Genomic DNA, 16,845 nt, shown 5'->3' with positions numbered 1-16,845 from the left:
GGGTGGCGCTGCGCTTACCCGGCCGACATTGCATTTCCCCCTCTCCCTGTGGGAGAGGGGTGGGGTGAGGGCATCAGCCCGCACCGAACGTTGCACTAAACCTGCTGCTTCTTGTCGTGCTGGCGGTTAACCCAGGTATTGATGATCAGCGTCACGGCCAGAATGCCAAATACCACACCCAGCGAAATGGCGATCGGGATGTGGTAGAAGTCGACAATCAGCATCTTGATACCGATAAACACCAGAATCACCGACAGGCCGTACTTCAGCATTGAGAAGCGCTCTGCCGCACCTGCCAGCAGGAAGTACATCGCACGCAGACCGAGGATCGCAAACAGGTTAGAGGTCAGAACAATGAACGGATCGGTGGTCACCGCGAAGATCGCCGGGATACTGTCTACCGCAAAAATCACGTCGCTCAGTTCAACCAGAATCAGCACCAGCAGCAGCGGGGTGGCAAACAGCAGGCCGTTCTTCCGCACAAAGAAGTGCTCGCTTTCGATTTTATCCGTCATGCGCAGATGACCACGCAGCCACTTCACCAGCGGCTTCTCGCCAATACCGGTTTCATCTTCTTTCGCCAGCGCCATTTTGACCCCGGTGAACAGCAGGAACGCGCCGAACACATACAGCAGCCATTCGAACTGGGTGATCAGCCAGCTTCCGGCGAAGATCATGATGGTACGCAGGACAATCGCTCCCAGCACGCCGTAAACCAGCACGCGACGCTGCAGGGCGGCAGGCACAGCGAAATAGCTGAACAGCATCAGCCAGACGAAGACGTTATCCACCGCCAGCGCTTTTTCAATCAGATAACCGGTGAGGAAGGCGAGAGCCTGAGGATCGGCCACCGCGCGGCCCTCGGTCGAAGCCAGATACCACCAGAAGGCGGCGCAGAAGAGGAGTGAGAGGGATACCCACACCAGTGACCAGACGGCGGCTTGCTTGACGCTCATGCCGTGCTCGCCGCGACGGCCCTGCAAAAAGAGGTCGATCGCCAGCATGATGAGCACGACTACCGCGAATCCGCCCCACAACATTGGAGTGCCGACAGAATGCATACTATTTTCCTTACACATAAAAAACAAAAACGGCTATGGTCAGAAGACGATAGCCGTTAGCTTTTTATGCATAGACCTCGCCTTCCGGCAAGGTCTCACTTACAACCATGAAGGTTGCCCGGCGACCGGATGCGGTTTTGCACGCATCGTAATGACGATCCACCGGCGAAGAAGTTACTCCCCTTTGCAGGTAACAAAATATGTCAGACCATCGGTTTCGTCAATGGTCTGCGCCGTTTCATTACACAGTTTTACGCGACCGCTTCTGCACCCACGCCATCTGCAGGGAACACCACGCCAGTCTGACGGCGGATCTCCGTTTGCAGCTTCGCCGTGGTGCGGCTTACCGCGAGGCCTGGGTGATTCACCTCGTTATCTTCTACCAGACGGGCGAAGACCTCTGCCTCATAGAGCATAGTGTTAATATGCTGAGGCTGCGTCAGCTCCTGCGCTTTACCGCCGCGCGGCACAAAACTCAGCTTCTGGCATTCGGAGATCTTCTCAATGACCAGCGACCCGGCTTCCCCCTGAATTTCGCTCGGCAGCACGGAATCACTCACTTTCGAGTGCTGCAGCGTGACGCTGAAATCGCCGTAATCCAGCACCACTACGCCGTGTGCATCCACGCCGCTCTCCAGCAGGCTGGCGGTGGCCGTTACGCCGTGCGGCTCGCCCCACAGCGCCACGGCAGAGGCCAGGCAGTAAAAACCGATGTCCATAATCGAGCCGTTAGAGAAGGTCGGGTTAAAGGTGTTCGGGTTCTCACCGTCCAGATAGCGCTGGTAGCGTGAGGAATACTGGCAGTAGTTAATAAAGGCTTTACGCACTTTGCCAATTTTTGGCAGGGACTGCTGCAACAGCAGGAAGTTCGGCAGGCTGGCGGTTTTGAACGCTTCGAACAGCACCACCTGGTTTTCGCGGGCAAGCTGAATGGCGGCTTCCACTTCCTGAATATTTGAGGCCAGCGGCTTCTCGCAAATCACATGCTTTTTATGGCTGAGGAACAGCCTCGTTTGCGGGAAGTGCAGGGCGTTCGGGCTGGCGATATAGACCGCGTCAATGGCGTCGCTTTGCGCCATCTCGTCGAGCGAGGTAAACAGGTGTTCGACCGGGTAGTCGTTTGCAAAACTCTGCGCCTGTTCAAGGCTGCGGGAATAGACTGCGGTGAGCTTATATTTGCCGGTTTCGTGGGCGGCGTCGACGAACTGGCGTGTGATCCAGTTCGTGCCAATGACTGCGAAACGTATCATAAACGTTTACGTACTCCGTTGCTGGGAACCTTTAGCCACTGTAGCACGTCATCATGACAATTCGCGTGCGCTACTGCGCATTACTCTTTAACGATAAATGCGTAAGCCACAAACGGGTATCAAACTCCAGCTGGTGGTACTGCGGCTCCATGTGGCAGCACAGAGAGTAAAACGCCTTGTCGTGCTCTTTCTCTTTCAGGTGCGCCAGTTCGTGCACTACGATCATCCGCAAAAACGGTTCTGGCGCAGTGCGAAATACCGTCGCCACGCGGATCTCCGCTTTGGCTTTCAGTTTGCCGCCCTGCACGCGGGAGATGGCAGTGTGCAGGCCGAGCGCGTTCTTCAAAACGTGGATCTTGTTGTCGTACATCACCTTGTTGATCGGCGGCGCGCTCTTGAGATACCGGTTTTTCAGATCCTGCGTATACTGCCAGAGCGCCTTATCAGTCGCGAAATCATGCGTGCCGGGGTAACGTTTTTCCAGCACCGCCCCCAGCTTTTCCCCGGCAATCAGGCTGCGCACCTGAGAAAGTAAATGCTCCGGGTAGCCCTGGAGATAAGTTAGTTGGTTCATCAACGCCCCAAAATGACAATAAAACGGGTATACTCACGCACCCTTTTCAGGGATACGCCAAATTTTACCATTCAGGAGGGCCGATGAGCCACTTAGACAACGGTTTCCGTTCACTCAACCTTAAACGTTTCCCGGAGACGGACGACGTTAACCCGCTTCAGGCGTGGGAAGCGGCGGATGAATATCTGCTGCAGCAGTTGGATGAGACTGAAATCCGCGGCCCGGTTTTGATCCTGAATGACGCGTTTGGCGCGCTGGGCTGCGCCCTGGCGCAACACTCGCCCTACAGCATCGGCGATTCTTACTTAAGCGAGCTGGCGACGCGTGAAAACCTGCGTCACAACGATATCGATGAAGGTAGCGTGAAGTTCCTCGACAGCACCGCGGAGTACCCGCAGGCGCCGGGCGTGGTACTGATCAAAGTGCCGAAAACCATGGCGCTGCTGGAGCAACAGCTGCGTGCGCTGCGTAAAGTCGTGACGCCGGAAACGCGCATCATTGCGGGTGCCAAAGCGCGTGATATTCACACCTCGACGCTGGAACTGATCGAGAAAGTGCTCGGCCCAACCACCACCACGCTGGCGTGGAAAAAGGCGCGTCTGATCAACTGTACGTTTAGCGCACCGGAACTGGCTGATGCGCCAGAGACGCTGAGCTGGACGCTGGAAGGGACCGACTGGACCATCCATAACCACGCGAACGTTTTCTCCCGCACGGGGCTGGATATCGGCGCGCGTTTCTTTATGGAACATCTGCCGGAAAACCTGGAAGGCGAAATTGTCGATCTGGGCTGCGGCAACGGCGTGATTGGCCTGACGCTGCTGGCGAAGAACCCGGAAGCGAGCGTGGTGTTCAGCGATGAGTCGCCCATGGCGGTGGCGTCCAGCCGTCTGAACGTAGAAACCAACATGCCTGAGGCGCTGGATCGCTGCGAGTTTATGATCAACAACGCGCTGTCGGGCGTGGAGCCTTTCCGCTTCAACGCGGTGTTCTGCAACCCGCCGTTCCACCAGAAGCACGCCCTGACGGATAACGTCGCCTGGGAGATGTTCCACCATGCGCGACGCTGCCTGAAAATTAACGGCGAGCTGTACATCGTGGCAAACCGTCACCTGGACTACTTCCACAAGCTGAAGAAGATTTTCGGTAACTGCGTCACCATTGCGACGAACAACAAGTTTGTGGTGCTGAAATCTGTGAAGCTGGGGCGTCGTCGGTAAGTTTTTTTTGCCCGGTGGCGCTGCGCTTACCGGGCCTACAACGGCCTCGTACCCGTAGGCCGGGCAAGCGCAGCGCCGCCCGGCAATGCTCTAGATCTCCAGCGCTAATTTCGTCCCCTGCGCAATTGCCCGCCGCGCATCCAGCTCCATCGCCACATCGCATCCGCCAATCAAATGCACTGGTTTACCCGCTTCACGCAGCGGATCGGCCAGATCGCGTTTCGGCTCCTGCCCGGCACATAAAATGACATGATCCACGCGCAGCAGCTGCGGCTCACCGCCGATCAGCACGTGCAGCCCGTCATCGTCGATCTTCTGGTAGCTCACCGCCGGGATCATCTTCACGCCGCGAGAGAGCAGGGTAGCACGATGTATCCAGCCGGTGGTTTTGCCCAGCCCTTCACCTGGCTTACTGGCTTTACGCTGTAGCATCACAATCTGGCGCGGGCTTTTTGGCAGTTGCGGCCCTTCCGGGCGCAGGCCGCCAGCCTGTTTGAGGCTGGTATCAATTCCCCACTCCACGCAAAACTCGGCAATATTCTGGCTGGTGGCTTCACCCGGCTGGCTTAAGTACATGGCGGTATCAAAACCGATGCCCCCACAGCCGATAATCGCCACTTTTTCCCCAACCGGCACTTTGTCGCGCAGCACGTCCAGATAGCTCAGCACCTTCGGATGGTCGATACCCTCGATCGCAGGGATGCGCGGCGCGATCCCGCTCGCCAGGATCACCTCATCGAAATCGATCAGATCGTCAGGCGTGACCCACTGGTTGAGCCGCAGATCGACTCCCGTCAGCTCGATCATCCGGCGGTAATAGCGCAGGGTTTCGTAGAACTCCTCTTTGCCGGGGATCTGTTTGGCGATATTAAACTGCCCACCGATTTCGGCTGCGGCATCAAACAGCGTCACGCTGTGCCCGCGTCCGGCGGCATTCACCGCAAACGCCAGCCCCGCCGGACCCGCGCCGACCACGGCCAGGCGTTTTTTATTAACCGCAGGCACGACCGGTATTTTGGTTTCATGGCAGGCGCGTGGGTTGACGAGACAAGAGGTAACCTTACCGACGAAAATCTGATCCAAACAGGCCTGGTTACAGCCAATGCAGGTATTGATCTCATCCGCCCGCCCGCTTTGCGCTTTGGACAGCAATTCGGCATCTGCGAGGAACGGACGTGCCATCGACACCATATCGGCGTCGCCGCGTGATATCACATCCTCCGCCACCTGCGGGTCGTTAATGCGGTTGGTGGTCACCAGTGGAACAGAGACTTTGCCTTTCAGCTTGCGCGTCACCCAACTGAAGGCCGCGCGCGGCACCGGCGTGGCGATGGTGGGGATGCGCGCTTCGTGCCAGCCGATCCCGGTGTTGATGATGGTGACACCTGCAGCTTCAATCGCCTGTGCCAGCTGCACGGTTTCGTCAAACGTGCCGCCGCCTTCCACCAGATCGAGCATCGAAAGGCGGAAGATGATGATAAAATCCGCGCCCGCACGTTCGCGTACCGCGCGCACGACTTCCACGGCGAAGCGCATGCGGCGGGCATAGTCGCCGCCCCATTCATCCTCGCGCTGGTTGGTGCGGGCGGCGAGGAATTCGTTGATCAGATAGCCTTCGGAACCCATTACCTCGACGCCATCGTAGCCCGCTTCACGCGCCAGCGCGGTGCAGCGGGCGAAGTCGTCAATCAGCGCCAGGATCTCGTCGTGGCTCAGGGCATGCGGCTTAAAACGGTTAATAGGTGCCTGAATGGCCGACGGCGCGACCAGATTCGGTTGATAGCTGTAGCGGCCAGTGTGCAGGATCTGCAGGGCAATTTTGCCGCCTTCTTTGTGAACCGCGTCGGTCACAATCCGGTGATGCGCAAGCTGTGACGCATCGTTCAGCACCGCGCCGCCCTCCATCGTCACGCCCGTGGTGGCTGGGGCGACGCCGCCGGTCACAATCAGCGCGACGCCGTGGCGCGCGCGCTCGGCGTAGAAGGCCGCCAGCCGCTCCGGGCCGTCCGGTCGCTCTTCCAGCCCGGTATGCATCGAGCCCATCAATACGCGGTTTTTAAGGGTAGTGAACCCCAAATCGAGGGGGGCGAATAACGACGGGTAGCGGCTCATAGTCTCTTCCAGTGTAAAATTATTGTTATGTGGTCGGATGAGTTACTAATTTAGCCAGCGGGGAGTAAAAGGGAAAAGGGGAATGCAGTGAATGTGATGGGATTCAAATATTGGTGTGGCCTGATGCCCTCACCCTAACCCTCTCCCACAGGGAGAGGGGACTTAATCTCCCTCTCCCTTAGGGAGAGGGCCGGGGTGAGGGGGTACGCACCAGTCCTGGTGCCTGCCACATCGAGGTCGTCAGGCCGCTGTCCACCAGCCCAAGCTGGTCGGCATAGACCGCCTGCCACTTCTGCATCATGCCGTCGTACAGCTCCCGGTGTTGCGGATTCGGCGTGAACTCGCGGCTCCATTTCACCAGCCGCTCGCCCGTCGAGGCCATATCCGCAAACAGCCCCGCGCCCGCGCCGGCGGCAATCGCGCAGCCGAGCGCCGTTGCCTCTTTCACTTCCGGCACGCGTACCGGCAGGCCGGTGACGTCGCTTAGAATCTGGCTCCACAACGCCCCTTTCGACCCCCCTCCGGCAAAAACCAGGCTCTCAAATGCCACGCCGGAGAAGCGTGAAATCTGCGCCAGATTACAGGCCGAGACAATCGCCGCGTTCTCTTCCAGGGCACGGAACAGCGTGGCTTTGTTGCACTTTTCCGGATCGATGGAGAGGTTAATAAACGACGGCGCGGCGTGGTACCACTGCTTGAAATGCATCGCGTCAGAGAAGATCGGCATTACGCCGTGGGAACCCGCCGGTACGCGGCTCGCCATCTCTTCGAGCAGGGAGTAGGTATCCATGCCCATGCGTTCGGCAATTAATTTCTCTTCCGCGCAGAAGGCGTCGCGGAACCAGCGCATAGTCAGGCCGGTAAAGAAGCTGATCGACTCCGCCTGCGCCATGCCGGGAATGACGTGCGGATTCACGCGAATATTCATCTCTGGGTCCGTGCGCACCTGTGGCAGGTTCACCACCTGCTGCCAGAAGGTGCCGCCCAGCACCGCCGTTTGTCCGGCGCGCACTACGCCCAGCCCCAGACAACCCAGTTGCACATCGCCCCCACCCATCACCACGGGCGTGCCTTCGCGCAGGCCGCTCTGTTGCGCGGCTTCTTTGGTTATGGCCCCCAACACCGTGCCGGTCTCTTTTACCGGGGAGAGAATATCGGCACGCAGCCCGGCCATGTCGAGCAGCGCCGGACGCCAGTCGCGGGAGAACAGATCCAGCATGCCCGTCGTGCCCGCGTTCGACGGGTCAACCGCCAGCTCGCCGGAGAGCTTCGCCGCCAGCCAGTCGCTGATCATGGTGATGGTCGCGGCTTTACGGTAAATATCCGGGCGATGGTGCGCCAGCCACAGCAGGCGCGGCATGGCGCTCAGAGCAAGAGTTTGCCCGGAGACCTCATACACTTCGGATTCAAAACGGTCGTCGTGGATCTCTTTAAGCTCGGCCACCTCGCGGCTGGCGCGGGCGTCGACGTTGGCGCAGGCCCAGATGGCCTCGCCGTTGCGGTCAAAGAGCACAATGCCTTCACGCATCGAGCAGCAGGCAACGGACTGAATATCCGCGGCGCTCAGGTGCGCACGATCCAGCGCCTGTTGAATGCACTGGCAGGTGAGCCGCCAGTTGGTGTCGAGGTCAAACTCCATCGACCCCGGCACGTTCTCCACGCTCAGGTGTTTCCACTCGGCCTGGCCGACGGCAATCTGGTTGCCCTGTAAATCGAAAATTACGGCGCGAACGCTGCCTGTCCCTGCATCTAACGCTAAAAGGTAACTCATGAGCTTGCCTCGTTGTTAGCGCAGGGCATCCCCGTTACGTCAGGGCCAGCACCGCGCGGGCTGTCGTCTCTTCCGTCACCAGGCCATTGATACGGCGACCTTTCAGTGCGGCATAAATCGCATCGGCTTTCTCTTCGCCGCCGGCCACGCCAACGATGGTGGGCAGCTGTGCCAGTTCATCGAGCGTGACGCCGAGTAATTCTTTATGGATCTCCAGCTCCTCGACGCATTCCCCCTCGCCGTTGAGGAAATAGCCGAGGATGTCACCCACTGCGCCTTTGCGGGCGTACATCAGCTGTTCACCTTCGCTGATATAGCCGGAGCGCAAAATGGTGGCGTCCCGACGCTGGTTCACCGAACCAATACCTACCACGGCAACATCTGCGGCGGTTGCGGCGAGGATCACGTCCCGCACGCTGGTTTCCCGTTTTAAGATCCCGGCCACTTCAGCAGATGAGACGCGAAGCGGGGCGGGGATCATGCTGACGCTGCAGGCTGCATCTAGCTGACCGATCCCGGTCATATACGGTCCGACGCCGCCGGAGAGCGTGACCAGGCGGATCTGCTGTGAGCTAATAAAACCGCTTAAATGCTGCAGGCTGCTCATGGTCGTTTCACCAAATCCCACCGCTAACAGCTGGCCGGGTTCCAGCACGCCCATCAGCGACTGTGCCGCGCCAATGCCTAACCGCACGTTCATCGGCGGCGTGTTCAGCGCAGGCATCACGCGTACCAGTTTCAACCCAAAACGTTGTTGCAACTCCGTTTCCAGCGCCAGACAGCCCTCGTAGCGCGAGTTGATCTGCACGCGGATCACCCCGGACTGGCGGCCTTTTTCCAGCAGGCGCGAAATCTTCAGACGCGGCAGGCCGAGCCGCTCGCCAATGTCGTTCTGGGTTAGCCCGTCGTGGTAGTAGCACCAGGCCACGCGCGCCACCAGCTCCTCTTCTGCCAGTGCCAGCCCGGCAAACCGTCCTTCTTCCGCAGTGCGTTTATCGCTCATATTTGAACTCTTATAAAAATTTAGATCATATGTTCGTGATGGCGCGGGCAGAAAATGTGAGCCGCGCGGCAAAACAGATCTTTTAGAGGGTTTCTGCTTTATCTGGATCTTAATCGATAAAACTGTGATCCCTGCACGGTTGTAAATATAGTTCACCGTCTACGCTTTTGAACATTATTAAATCTAAAAATCATTTGTTCAATAGCGGAGCGATGATGACCCCACTTATCGAAGCACGTGATATCTGCAAGCAGTTCTCTGGCGTGTCGGTGTTAAAAGGCATTGATTTCACGCTGCTTGCAGGGCAGGTGCATGCATTGATGGGCGGTAACGGCGCGGGAAAATCGACGCTGATGAAGATCATCGCCGGGGTTGAGACACCGGACAGCGGTGAACTTTCTGTCGTCGGGCAGCCATTTACGCGGCTAACCCCCGCGCAGGCACATAAGCTCGGCATTTACCTGGTGCCGCAGGAGCCACTGCTGTTTCCCAACCTGACGGTGCGGGAAAACATCCTGTTCCGCCTGCCGCGTGAAAGCGATCTGGATGAGCGACTGGCAGAGAAACTTCAACAATTGCAGTGCCAGCTTAATCTCGACGCCACCGCCAGCACCCTGGAGGTAGCGGATCAGCAGATGGTGGAGATCCTGCGTGGATTAATGCGCAACGCGAAGATTCTGATCCTCGATGAACCCACGGCCTCGCTCACGCCGGGCGAGACCGAACGCCTGTTTCGCCAGATCCGCGCTCTGCAGGAACTCGGCGTCGGCATTGTCTTTATCTCGCATAAGCTGCCGGAAATCCGCATGCTTTCGAGCCACGTCTCGGTGATGCGCGACGGTGCAGTGGTGCTGAGCGGCGAAACCGCGCAGTTCGACGATAACGCCCTGATTGCCGCCATGACGCCGGTCAGCCGGGAGAAATCCCTGAGCGATACGCAAAAGCTGTGGCTGGCGTTGCCGGGCAACCGCCGCACCCAGCCGCAGGATTTTCCGGTACTGCGTGTGGAGGATCTCACCGGGGAAGGGTTTATCGATCTCAGCCTGGAGATTTATGCCGGGGAGATCGTCGGGCTGGCCGGGCTGGTGGGATCGGGGCGCACTGAGTTTGCAGAAACGCTCTACGGTTTGCGTCCGGTGCGGGGTGGACGCATCTGGCTGGAAAATCAGGAGATTAGCAATGACTCCGTGTCTGCGCGTCTGGATAGAGGGCTGGTTTATCTGCCGGAGGATCGGCAGGTTTCCGGCTTGTTCCTGGATGCGCCAATCCGCTGGAACACCGTGGCGCTGAACGAGCCGTCAGTCTGGCAGCAGCGCAAACGGGAGTCTGCGGTGGTGGAGCGCTATCACCGGGCGCTGGGGATCAAACTCAACGATGCGGATCAAACCGTGCGCACGCTCTCCGGCGGTAACCAGCAGAAGGTGCTGCTGGCGCGTTGTCTGGAAGCGAATCCACTTTTGCTGATCGTCGATGAACCGACACGCGGCGTGGACGTCTCGGCGCGCGCCGACATCTATCAGCTGATAAAAAGCGTGGCGGCGCAGAACGTCGCGGTGCTGATGATCTCAAGCGACCTTGATGAGTTCCCTGGGCTTGCAGACCGCGTGCTGGTGATGCACCAGGGCGTGCTCAGCGGCGAGCTGCCGCGCCACGCCGTCAGTCTCGACCGGATGATGGCACTGGCGTTCGGAGGGCAATCATGAAGATCTTACTCAAAAACCGCGAACTGAGCGCGTTTCTCGCTATTCTGGCGCTGTTTGCCGTCCTCGTGGCGCTGAATCCGGCTTACTTCAGCCTGCAAACGCTGGGGATGATCTTCGCCAGCTCGCAGATCCTGATCCTGCTGGCGCTTGGCGCGGCGCTGGTGATGCTGACCCGCAACATCGACGTTTCCGTTGGCTCCACCGTCGGGCTGTCGGCGATTGCGGTGGGTGTGGCGCTGAACAGCGGCTACAGCCTGCCGGTAGCGATGCTTTTTGCACTGGCGATCGGCGCACTGGCCGGGGCATTTAACGGCTTTCTGGTTGTGGGGCTACGTATTCCGGCGATTGTCGCCACGCTCGGCACGCTGGGGCTGTATCGCGGGGCGATGCTGCTCTGGACGGGCGGAAAATGGATTGAAGGGCTGCCATCAAGCCTGAAATCTCTCTCTGAGCCCGTCGCTATTGGCATTTCACCGCTTGGGATGGTAGTTCTGTTTTTAGCGGTCATTGGCGCGTGGACGCTGTCGCGCACTGCCTTCGGGCGTGATTTTTATGCCGTGGGCGATAACCTTGCCGCCGCACGACAACTGGGCGTGGCGGTGAACCGCACCCGCATGATCGCCTTTACGCTGAACGGTATGCTGGCCGCCTGCGCCGGGATTGTCTTTGCCGCGCAGATTGGCTTTGTCCCCAATCAGACCGGCAGCGGGCTGGAGATGAAAGCCATCGCCGCCTGCGTTCTCGGGGGCATCTCGCTTTTGGGCGGCACCGGCACGCTGATCGGTGCCTTACTCGGCGCTTTCTTCCTCACGCAAATCGACACCGTGCTGGTGCTGTTCAGGCTTCCGGCCTGGTGGAACGACTTTATCGCCGGGCTGGTGTTGCTGGGCGTGCTGGTGCTCGACGGGCGTCTGCGTCAGGCGCTGGCGCGCCATCAGCGGGCGCTGAAATATAGCCGCTTCCAGCCGGGTAATAAAGGGGGAAAGCACGTCACCCCGTTTCCAAAACGCAAAAAAGAGGTGGCGTAAATGAAACTTAACTGGGAAAGCGCGCTACTCATTTTACTGGTGCTGGAGATCTTGCTCTTCGGTGCCATCAACCCGCGCATGCTCGACATCAACATGCTGCTGTTCAGCACCAGCGATTTTATCTGCATTGGTATTGTCGCGCTGCCGCTCACTCTGGTGATTATCAGCGGTGGGATCGATATCTCTCTCGGCTCGACCATCGGCCTGTGCGCCATCGCGTTGGGCGTCATGATGCAGGCAGGCTGGCCGATGGCGGTGGCCATCCCGCTGACGCTGCTGCTGGGCCTGCTGTGCGGGTTGCTTAACGCGGCGTTGATCCACTACACCGGCATCAGCCCTTTAGTGATCACCCTCGGCACGCTCTACCTGTACGGCGGCGGCGCGCTGCTGCTCTCCGGCATGGCGGGGGCGACGGGCTACGAGGGCATCGGCGGCTTCCCGGACAGCTTTACCGCGTTCGCCAATCTTACCGTTCTTGGCCTGCCAATCCCGCTGGTGCTGTTCGCGCTGATTACCGTCTTCTTCTGGCTGATAACCCATCGCGGGCGCTTTGGTCGTCACCTGTTTTTGATTGGGCAAAACCCGCGCGCAGCGCGCTATGCGGCCCTGTCGGTCAACGGTATGCCCTACGCGCTGTACGGTCTGGTGGGCGTGGCCTCAGCGATTGCTGCGCTGGTGATGGTCTCTTATTTCGGTTCCGCGCGCTCGGATCTGGGGCGTGATTTATTAATGCCTGCACTCACCGCCGCCGTGCTCGGCGGAGCCAATATTTATGGCGGTTCAGGTTCGGTTACGGGTACTGCACTGGCGGCGCTGCTGGTGGGGTATCTGCAACAGGGTTTACAGATGGTCGGCATCCCCAACCAGGTGTCGAGCGCGCTGTCAGGGGCGCTGTTGGTTGTGGTGGTGATGGGACGTTCATTGAGTCTGCACCGTGAATGGGTGCGATCTCTCCTCACAAAACTTACCCGGAGCGTAAGATGAAAACAAAACTGATAGTCCTGGCGATGGCCCTCAGCTTCGCGTCGGCGCAGGCGGCGGACCGCATCGCCTTTATCCCGAAACTGGTGGGCGTCGGCTTCTTTACCAGCGGCGGCAACGGCGCGAAAGAGGCGGGGAAAGATCTTGGCGTGGACGTGACCTACGACGGCCCGACCGAGCCGAGCGTCTCCGGGCAGGTGCAGCTCATCAATAACTTCGTCAACCAGGGCTATAACGCCATTATCGTCTCCGCCGTGTCGCCGGACGGCCTCTGCCCGGCGCTGAAGCGCGCGATGCAGCGCGGCGTCAAAGTATTGACCTGGGACTCCGATACCAAACCGGAGTGCCGCAGCATCTACATCAACCAGGGCACGCCAGAACAGCTCGGCGGCCTGCTGGTGGACATGGCAGGCAAGCAGGTCACCAAACCGAATGCCAAAGTGGCGTTCTTCTACTCCAGCCCCACCGTCACCGACCAGAACCAGTGGGTGAAAGAGGCGAAGGCCAAAATCGAGAAAGACCATCCCCAGTGGCAGATTGTCACCACCCAGTTTGGCTATAACGATGCCACCAAATCTCTGCAAACCGCCGAGGGGATCTTAAAAGCGTATCCGGATCTGGATGCGATTATCGCCCCGGATGCCAATGCCCTGCCAGCGGCAGCACAGGCAGCGGAAAACCTGAAGCGGGAAGGGGTGGCGATTGTCGGGTTTAGCACGCCGAATGTGATGCGCCCCTACGTCGAGCGCGGCACGGTAAAAGCCTTCGGCCTGTGGGATGTGGTGCAACAGGGCAAAATTGCGGTCAATGTCGCCGATCGTTTGCTGAAAAAGGGCGATCTTAACGTCGGTGACAGCGTGGACGTAAAAGACATCGGGACGCTGAAGGTCGAGCCGAACAGCGTGCAGGGCTATCAGTATGAAGCGAAAGGCAACGGCATCGTGCTGCTGCCGGAGCGCGTGGTGTTCACCAAAGAGAACATCAACAAATACGATTTCTGACGGGGGAACAAATGGCTGATTTAGACGACATCAAAGACGGTAAGGATTTTGGCATCGGTACGCCGCAGGTCAACGCACCCTACACCCTGAAAGGCTGCGGCTCGCTGGACTGGGGCATGCAGTCGAGGCTTTCGCGCATCTTCAACCCGCAGAGCAACCGCACGGTGATGCTGGCCTTTGACCACGGCTACTTTCAGGGGCCGACTACCGGACTTGAGCGTATCGATCTCTCTATTGCGCCGCTGTTTGGCGAAACCGACGTGCTGATGTGTACCCGCGGCATTCTGCGCAGCACCGTCCCCGCGGCGACCAACAAACCGGTGGTGCTGCGCGCCTCCGGGGGGAATTCGATTCTGGGCGAGCTTTCCAACGAGTGTGTGGCGGTGGCGATGGAGGACGCGCTGCGCCTGAACGTCTGCGCGGTGGCGGCACAGGTCTACATCGGCAGCGAATTCGAGCATCAGTCGATCAACAACATCATCAAGCTGGTGGATGCGGGGGCGCGCTACGGCATGCCCACGCTTGCCGTGACCGGCGTCGGCAAAGAGATGGCGCGCGACGCACGGTATTTCTCGCTCGCCAGCCGTATCGCCGCCGAAATGGGGGCACAGTTCGTCAAAACCTATTATGTGGATGAGGGCTTCGAAAAAGTGACCGCCAGCTGCCCGGTACCGATTGTTATCGCCGGGGGGAAAAAGCTGCCGGAACACGAGGCGCTGGAGATGTGCTGGCGGGCTATCGATCAGGGCGCGTCCGGCGTGGATATGGGGCGAAATATCTTCCAGTCCAGCGCGCCGCTCGCCATGCTGAAAGCCGTGAAGAAAGTGGTACACGAGAACATGAGCGCGCGGGATGCGTTCCAGTTCTGGCAGGAAGAGAAACAGGGAGAAGCAAAATGAATGTGACGTTAGTGGAGATCAACATCAAACCGGAACGGGTGGATGAGTTTCTGGAGGTGTTTCGCGCCAACCATGAAGGGGCGATCCAGGAGCCGGGAAACCTGCGCTTCGACGTGTTGCAGGACCCGCGGGTGAAAACCCGGTTCTTTATATACGAGGCGTATAAAGATGAAGAGGCGGTGCTGGCGCACAAGAAAACGCCGCACTACCTGGCGTGCGTGGATAAGCTCGAAGCGCTGATGTCAGAGCCGCGCAAAAAACGCAGTTTTGTCGGGTTGTTGCCGGAGTAAGATCGTCTCCGGTGACGTGCTTGAGCGCGTCATCGGAGGCTGCGGAAATGTCGGGTTTATCCTTTGGCTTTCTGGATCGCCATGATTATTGCATCGGAGGCGATGTTTCCTGAAAGAACGCTAATGCGCTGAATCACCGGGTCTTTTTCCTGAGGCAGGACAATAAACGCTGGCATGTTCGTAAACCCAATCTGCTTCAGCAGCGCCACATTTTCCTGTAATGCGTTGTCTGCCGATCCCGCTGTGGGCATTTTTTTAAAGATAAAACGGACATCCGGGTTGGCGTGGAGAATCTCTTCTGTGACGTTGCAGTTCACACAGTGTTCGTCCACAAAAGACACCACGGCGACTTTCGCGTCAGCTGGCCCGACGACGGGTTCGCCGGTGTTAAGTAACTGCTCACGGTGGTGCAACGCATTTTGAACCATCGCCTGCTGCTGTGCTATCTGCTGACGCTGACGGAGACTTTCGCCTGCTGCCACTAAAAACTCAGGATGTTCGGCAAGGTATGTCGCGACGGTTTCGCCAATCTTTTCAGGATGGGCGGCAAAATAGGTTTCTGCTGCTTTTCCTGTTTGATCAATCTGCTGCGGTGTGACTTGCTCTGCCTGCGTTGCGGCTGAGAAAGTCACGGTCGCAGCCAGCAGGAGCGAAAGGCGATGAAGGGCGGTTGAGACTTCCATTATGGTATTCCGTAAAAGAGAGAAAACGGGACTACGACGCAACTGTCTGTGTGCGAACAGGCATAATGCGGCCGAAATCATTGATCGTTTGCCAGCGAACCTCGCATAACCCAGGGGTGATACAGCCATCAAGTAAGCGCTCACTGAAAGGGGCAACAACGCCGCCGTCCGGTATGCTCTTTCCTCCGAGGCTGAGCTGATAAAGCGTGACGTAGTAAGGCGTCGGGTTGTTCACGACAACCTTATTTTTGCTTCGTGACCAGTGTAGGGCCTGGTAGGCATCATCTGGTTTTCCGGCGAGTCCGGCAGGACGATAAAAAAGTTTAAAGCGCGAACGTACCGCCGTTTGTACACCGGAGACGTCATGGTTAGCAGAAGGGATCGCCGCAACGTTTAAGGTGAACAGCGTTTCACGGTCTGCGGGCACGTCTCCACTCGTGAAGATCAGACGAACCGTGTTCTCGCGTTCAGGATGCAGTGAAAACAGCTGTGGCATAGCCACAAATGTGGTTTGAAGCCCGTGCGGGACATCTGCTCCCGTCCATAAGCCACCAGGCTCGACTTTGGTGTAGATCAGATAAGATTCGTCAGAAGGGTTACGGACGGAAAAGCTGATCGATTTCTCTCGTTCTGGATAGACAAAACGCGTTCCGCCGATCACCACGCCCGCCTTCGCCTGTAGCAGGGGGAGCGACAGAAAAAAGAGCGTCAGGAGCGCCGCCCCAAATGAACGTTTACGCATAATTAAGGATAAATGTCGTTGTGGCATTTGCCGTCCCGGTGGTTACGGTGCTGGCAGTGGCAACATAGCGGGCGTAAAAATGGAGAGTCGCGTCGCTCTGATTGGGAATAATCAACGTCTCCTGGCTATGGCTTCCTATGGCAATAAGCGTCTTATCCTGGTTATAAATACCGACGCCAATTCCCGTTGCATAACCTTCACCGCCGATGAGCGTCAGCAAGTCGGGGTTTACCGTGTCTGGTGTGCCGTCAAAGGTAATACTGACGGAACCTTCTGTCCCTGCGCAGTTTTCCACACTGAGGGTAAACGGGTGATAATCCGCCCCCATACCCGGCCGGGTAAAATATGTGCTTTGCACGTTGTCCATCGTGACCGTCAGAGTTTGAGAGTCAGGCGCAATACTGCATGTCTTTTTATGAATCACGCCAGTAATATAAATTGTGCCGTCGTGTGCCAGAATGCATTCTGAAAATAACGCCACCAGCGAAAGCGCGGTAAAGAGTATCGTTGATATTTTTTTCATTTCC

The 16,845-nt window shown here is 58.3% G+C and carries 16 protein-coding genes; 7 read left to right on the top strand and 9 right to left on the bottom strand.

Annotation, left to right across the window (positions count from 1 at the left end; genetic code table 11):
- Positions 1-95: 95 nt before the first annotated feature.
- From EoCCA6_RS08720 to EoCCA6_RS08710, 3 genes are all read right to left on the bottom strand, one after another.
- The gene (locus tag EoCCA6_RS08720) at positions 96-1,061 is read right to left on the bottom strand and encodes a TerC family protein (protein ID WP_152082344.1); all 966 of its coding nucleotides are present in this window, start codon (positions 1,059-1,061) and stop codon (positions 96-98) included.
- 251 nt (positions 1,062-1,312) lie between these two features.
- On the bottom strand, positions 1,313-2,311 hold the full coding sequence (locus EoCCA6_RS08715) for a Gfo/Idh/MocA family protein (RefSeq protein WP_152082343.1): 999 nt from the start codon (positions 2,309-2,311) through the stop codon (positions 1,313-1,315).
- 70 nt (positions 2,312-2,381) lie between these two features.
- Positions 2,382-2,885 (bottom strand): YgjP-like metallopeptidase domain-containing protein, encoded by a 504-nt coding sequence (locus tag EoCCA6_RS08710; protein WP_152082342.1) that lies wholly within the window; start codon positions 2,883-2,885, stop codon positions 2,382-2,384.
- Between the two features lie 83 nt (positions 2,886-2,968).
- On the opposite strand from EoCCA6_RS08710, the gene rlmG reads away from it, so the two are divergent.
- On the top strand, positions 2,969-4,105 hold the full coding sequence (gene rlmG / locus EoCCA6_RS08705) for a 23S rRNA (guanine(1835)-N(2))-methyltransferase RlmG (protein WP_152082341.1): 1,137 nt from the start codon (positions 2,969-2,971) through the stop codon (positions 4,103-4,105).
- Positions 4,106-4,195: 90 nt separating this feature from the next.
- Here rlmG and EoCCA6_RS08700 read toward each other — a convergent pair whose 3' ends face one another.
- The 3 genes from EoCCA6_RS08700 to lsrR form a co-directional block, all read right to left on the bottom strand.
- Positions 4,196-6,217: an NADPH-dependent 2,4-dienoyl-CoA reductase gene (locus EoCCA6_RS08700; protein WP_152082340.1), complete on the bottom strand. Its 2,022-nt coding sequence runs from the start codon at positions 6,215-6,217 to the stop codon at positions 4,196-4,198.
- A 178-nt stretch (positions 6,218-6,395) separates the two neighbouring features.
- Positions 6,396-7,988, bottom strand: coding sequence for an autoinducer-2 kinase (lsrK, locus tag EoCCA6_RS08695; RefSeq protein ID WP_152082339.1), 1,593 nt, complete (start codon positions 7,986-7,988; stop codon positions 6,396-6,398).
- A 34-nt stretch (positions 7,989-8,022) separates the two neighbouring features.
- Positions 8,023-8,991, bottom strand: a complete 969-nt coding sequence (lsrR, locus tag EoCCA6_RS08690; RefSeq protein WP_152082338.1) for a transcriptional regulator LsrR — start codon at positions 8,989-8,991, stop codon at positions 8,023-8,025.
- A 215-nt stretch (positions 8,992-9,206) separates the two neighbouring features.
- Between lsrR and lsrA the strand changes: the two genes are divergently transcribed.
- Genes lsrA through lsrG form a run of 6 tightly spaced genes read left to right on the top strand, consistent with a single transcriptional unit; the run spans position 9,207 to position 14,893 of the window.
- Positions 9,207-10,694, top strand: a complete 1,488-nt coding sequence (gene lsrA, locus EoCCA6_RS08685) for an autoinducer 2 ABC transporter ATP-binding protein LsrA (protein ID WP_152084424.1) — start codon at positions 9,207-9,209, stop codon at positions 10,692-10,694.
- Positions 10,691-11,722, top strand: a complete 1,032-nt coding sequence (gene lsrC, locus EoCCA6_RS08680) for an autoinducer 2 ABC transporter permease LsrC (protein WP_152082337.1) — start codon at positions 10,691-10,693, stop codon at positions 11,720-11,722. Before lsrA ends, lsrC begins: the two co-directional genes overlap by 4 nt.
- On the top strand, positions 11,723-12,706 hold the full coding sequence (lsrD, locus tag EoCCA6_RS08675; RefSeq protein ID WP_152082336.1) for an autoinducer 2 ABC transporter permease LsrD: 984 nt from the start codon (positions 11,723-11,725) through the stop codon (positions 12,704-12,706). It abuts the gene before it with no gap.
- Positions 12,703-13,704, top strand: coding sequence for an autoinducer 2 ABC transporter substrate-binding protein LsrB (lsrB, locus tag EoCCA6_RS08670; RefSeq protein ID WP_152082335.1), 1,002 nt, complete (start codon positions 12,703-12,705; stop codon positions 13,702-13,704). Before lsrD ends, lsrB begins: the two co-directional genes overlap by 4 nt.
- An 11-nt stretch (positions 13,705-13,715) precedes the next feature.
- On the top strand, positions 13,716-14,603 hold the full coding sequence (gene lsrF, locus EoCCA6_RS08665; RefSeq protein ID WP_152082334.1) for a 3-hydroxy-5-phosphonooxypentane-2,4-dione thiolase: 888 nt from the start codon (positions 13,716-13,718) through the stop codon (positions 14,601-14,603).
- Entirely contained in the window at positions 14,600-14,893 is a 294-nt protein-coding gene (gene lsrG / locus EoCCA6_RS08660) for a (4S)-4-hydroxy-5-phosphonooxypentane-2,3-dione isomerase (RefSeq protein ID WP_014071825.1), read from the top strand. The genes lsrF and lsrG overlap by 4 nt, the downstream gene beginning before the upstream one ends.
- 56 nt (positions 14,894-14,949) lie before the next feature.
- Here the strand turns inward: lsrG and EoCCA6_RS08655 are convergent, their stop codons facing one another.
- Genes EoCCA6_RS08655 through EoCCA6_RS08645 form a run of 3 tightly spaced genes read right to left on the bottom strand, consistent with a single transcriptional unit; the run spans position 14,950 to position 16,841 of the window.
- The gene (locus EoCCA6_RS08655) at positions 14,950-15,576 is read right to left on the bottom strand and encodes a thioredoxin domain-containing protein (RefSeq protein WP_152082333.1); all 627 of its coding nucleotides are present in this window, start codon (positions 15,574-15,576) and stop codon (positions 14,950-14,952) included.
- 31 nt (positions 15,577-15,607) lie between these two features.
- Positions 15,608-16,345 (bottom strand): fimbrial biogenesis chaperone, encoded by a 738-nt coding sequence (locus tag EoCCA6_RS08650; RefSeq protein ID WP_232623274.1) that lies wholly within the window; start codon positions 16,343-16,345, stop codon positions 15,608-15,610.
- The gene (locus EoCCA6_RS08645) at positions 16,311-16,841 is read right to left on the bottom strand and encodes a fimbrial protein (protein WP_152082332.1); all 531 of its coding nucleotides are present in this window, start codon (positions 16,839-16,841) and stop codon (positions 16,311-16,313) included. The genes EoCCA6_RS08650 and EoCCA6_RS08645 overlap by 35 nt, the downstream gene beginning before the upstream one ends.
- Positions 16,842-16,845 lie beyond the last annotated feature (4 nt).

The organism is Enterobacter oligotrophicus (assembly GCF_009176645.1).
Taxonomy (GTDB): domain Bacteria; phylum Pseudomonadota; class Gammaproteobacteria; order Enterobacterales; family Enterobacteriaceae; genus Enterobacter; species Enterobacter oligotrophicus.
The sequence above is the reverse complement of the archived record's forward strand: the minus strand, read 5'-3'. Positions and strand labels throughout refer to the sequence as shown.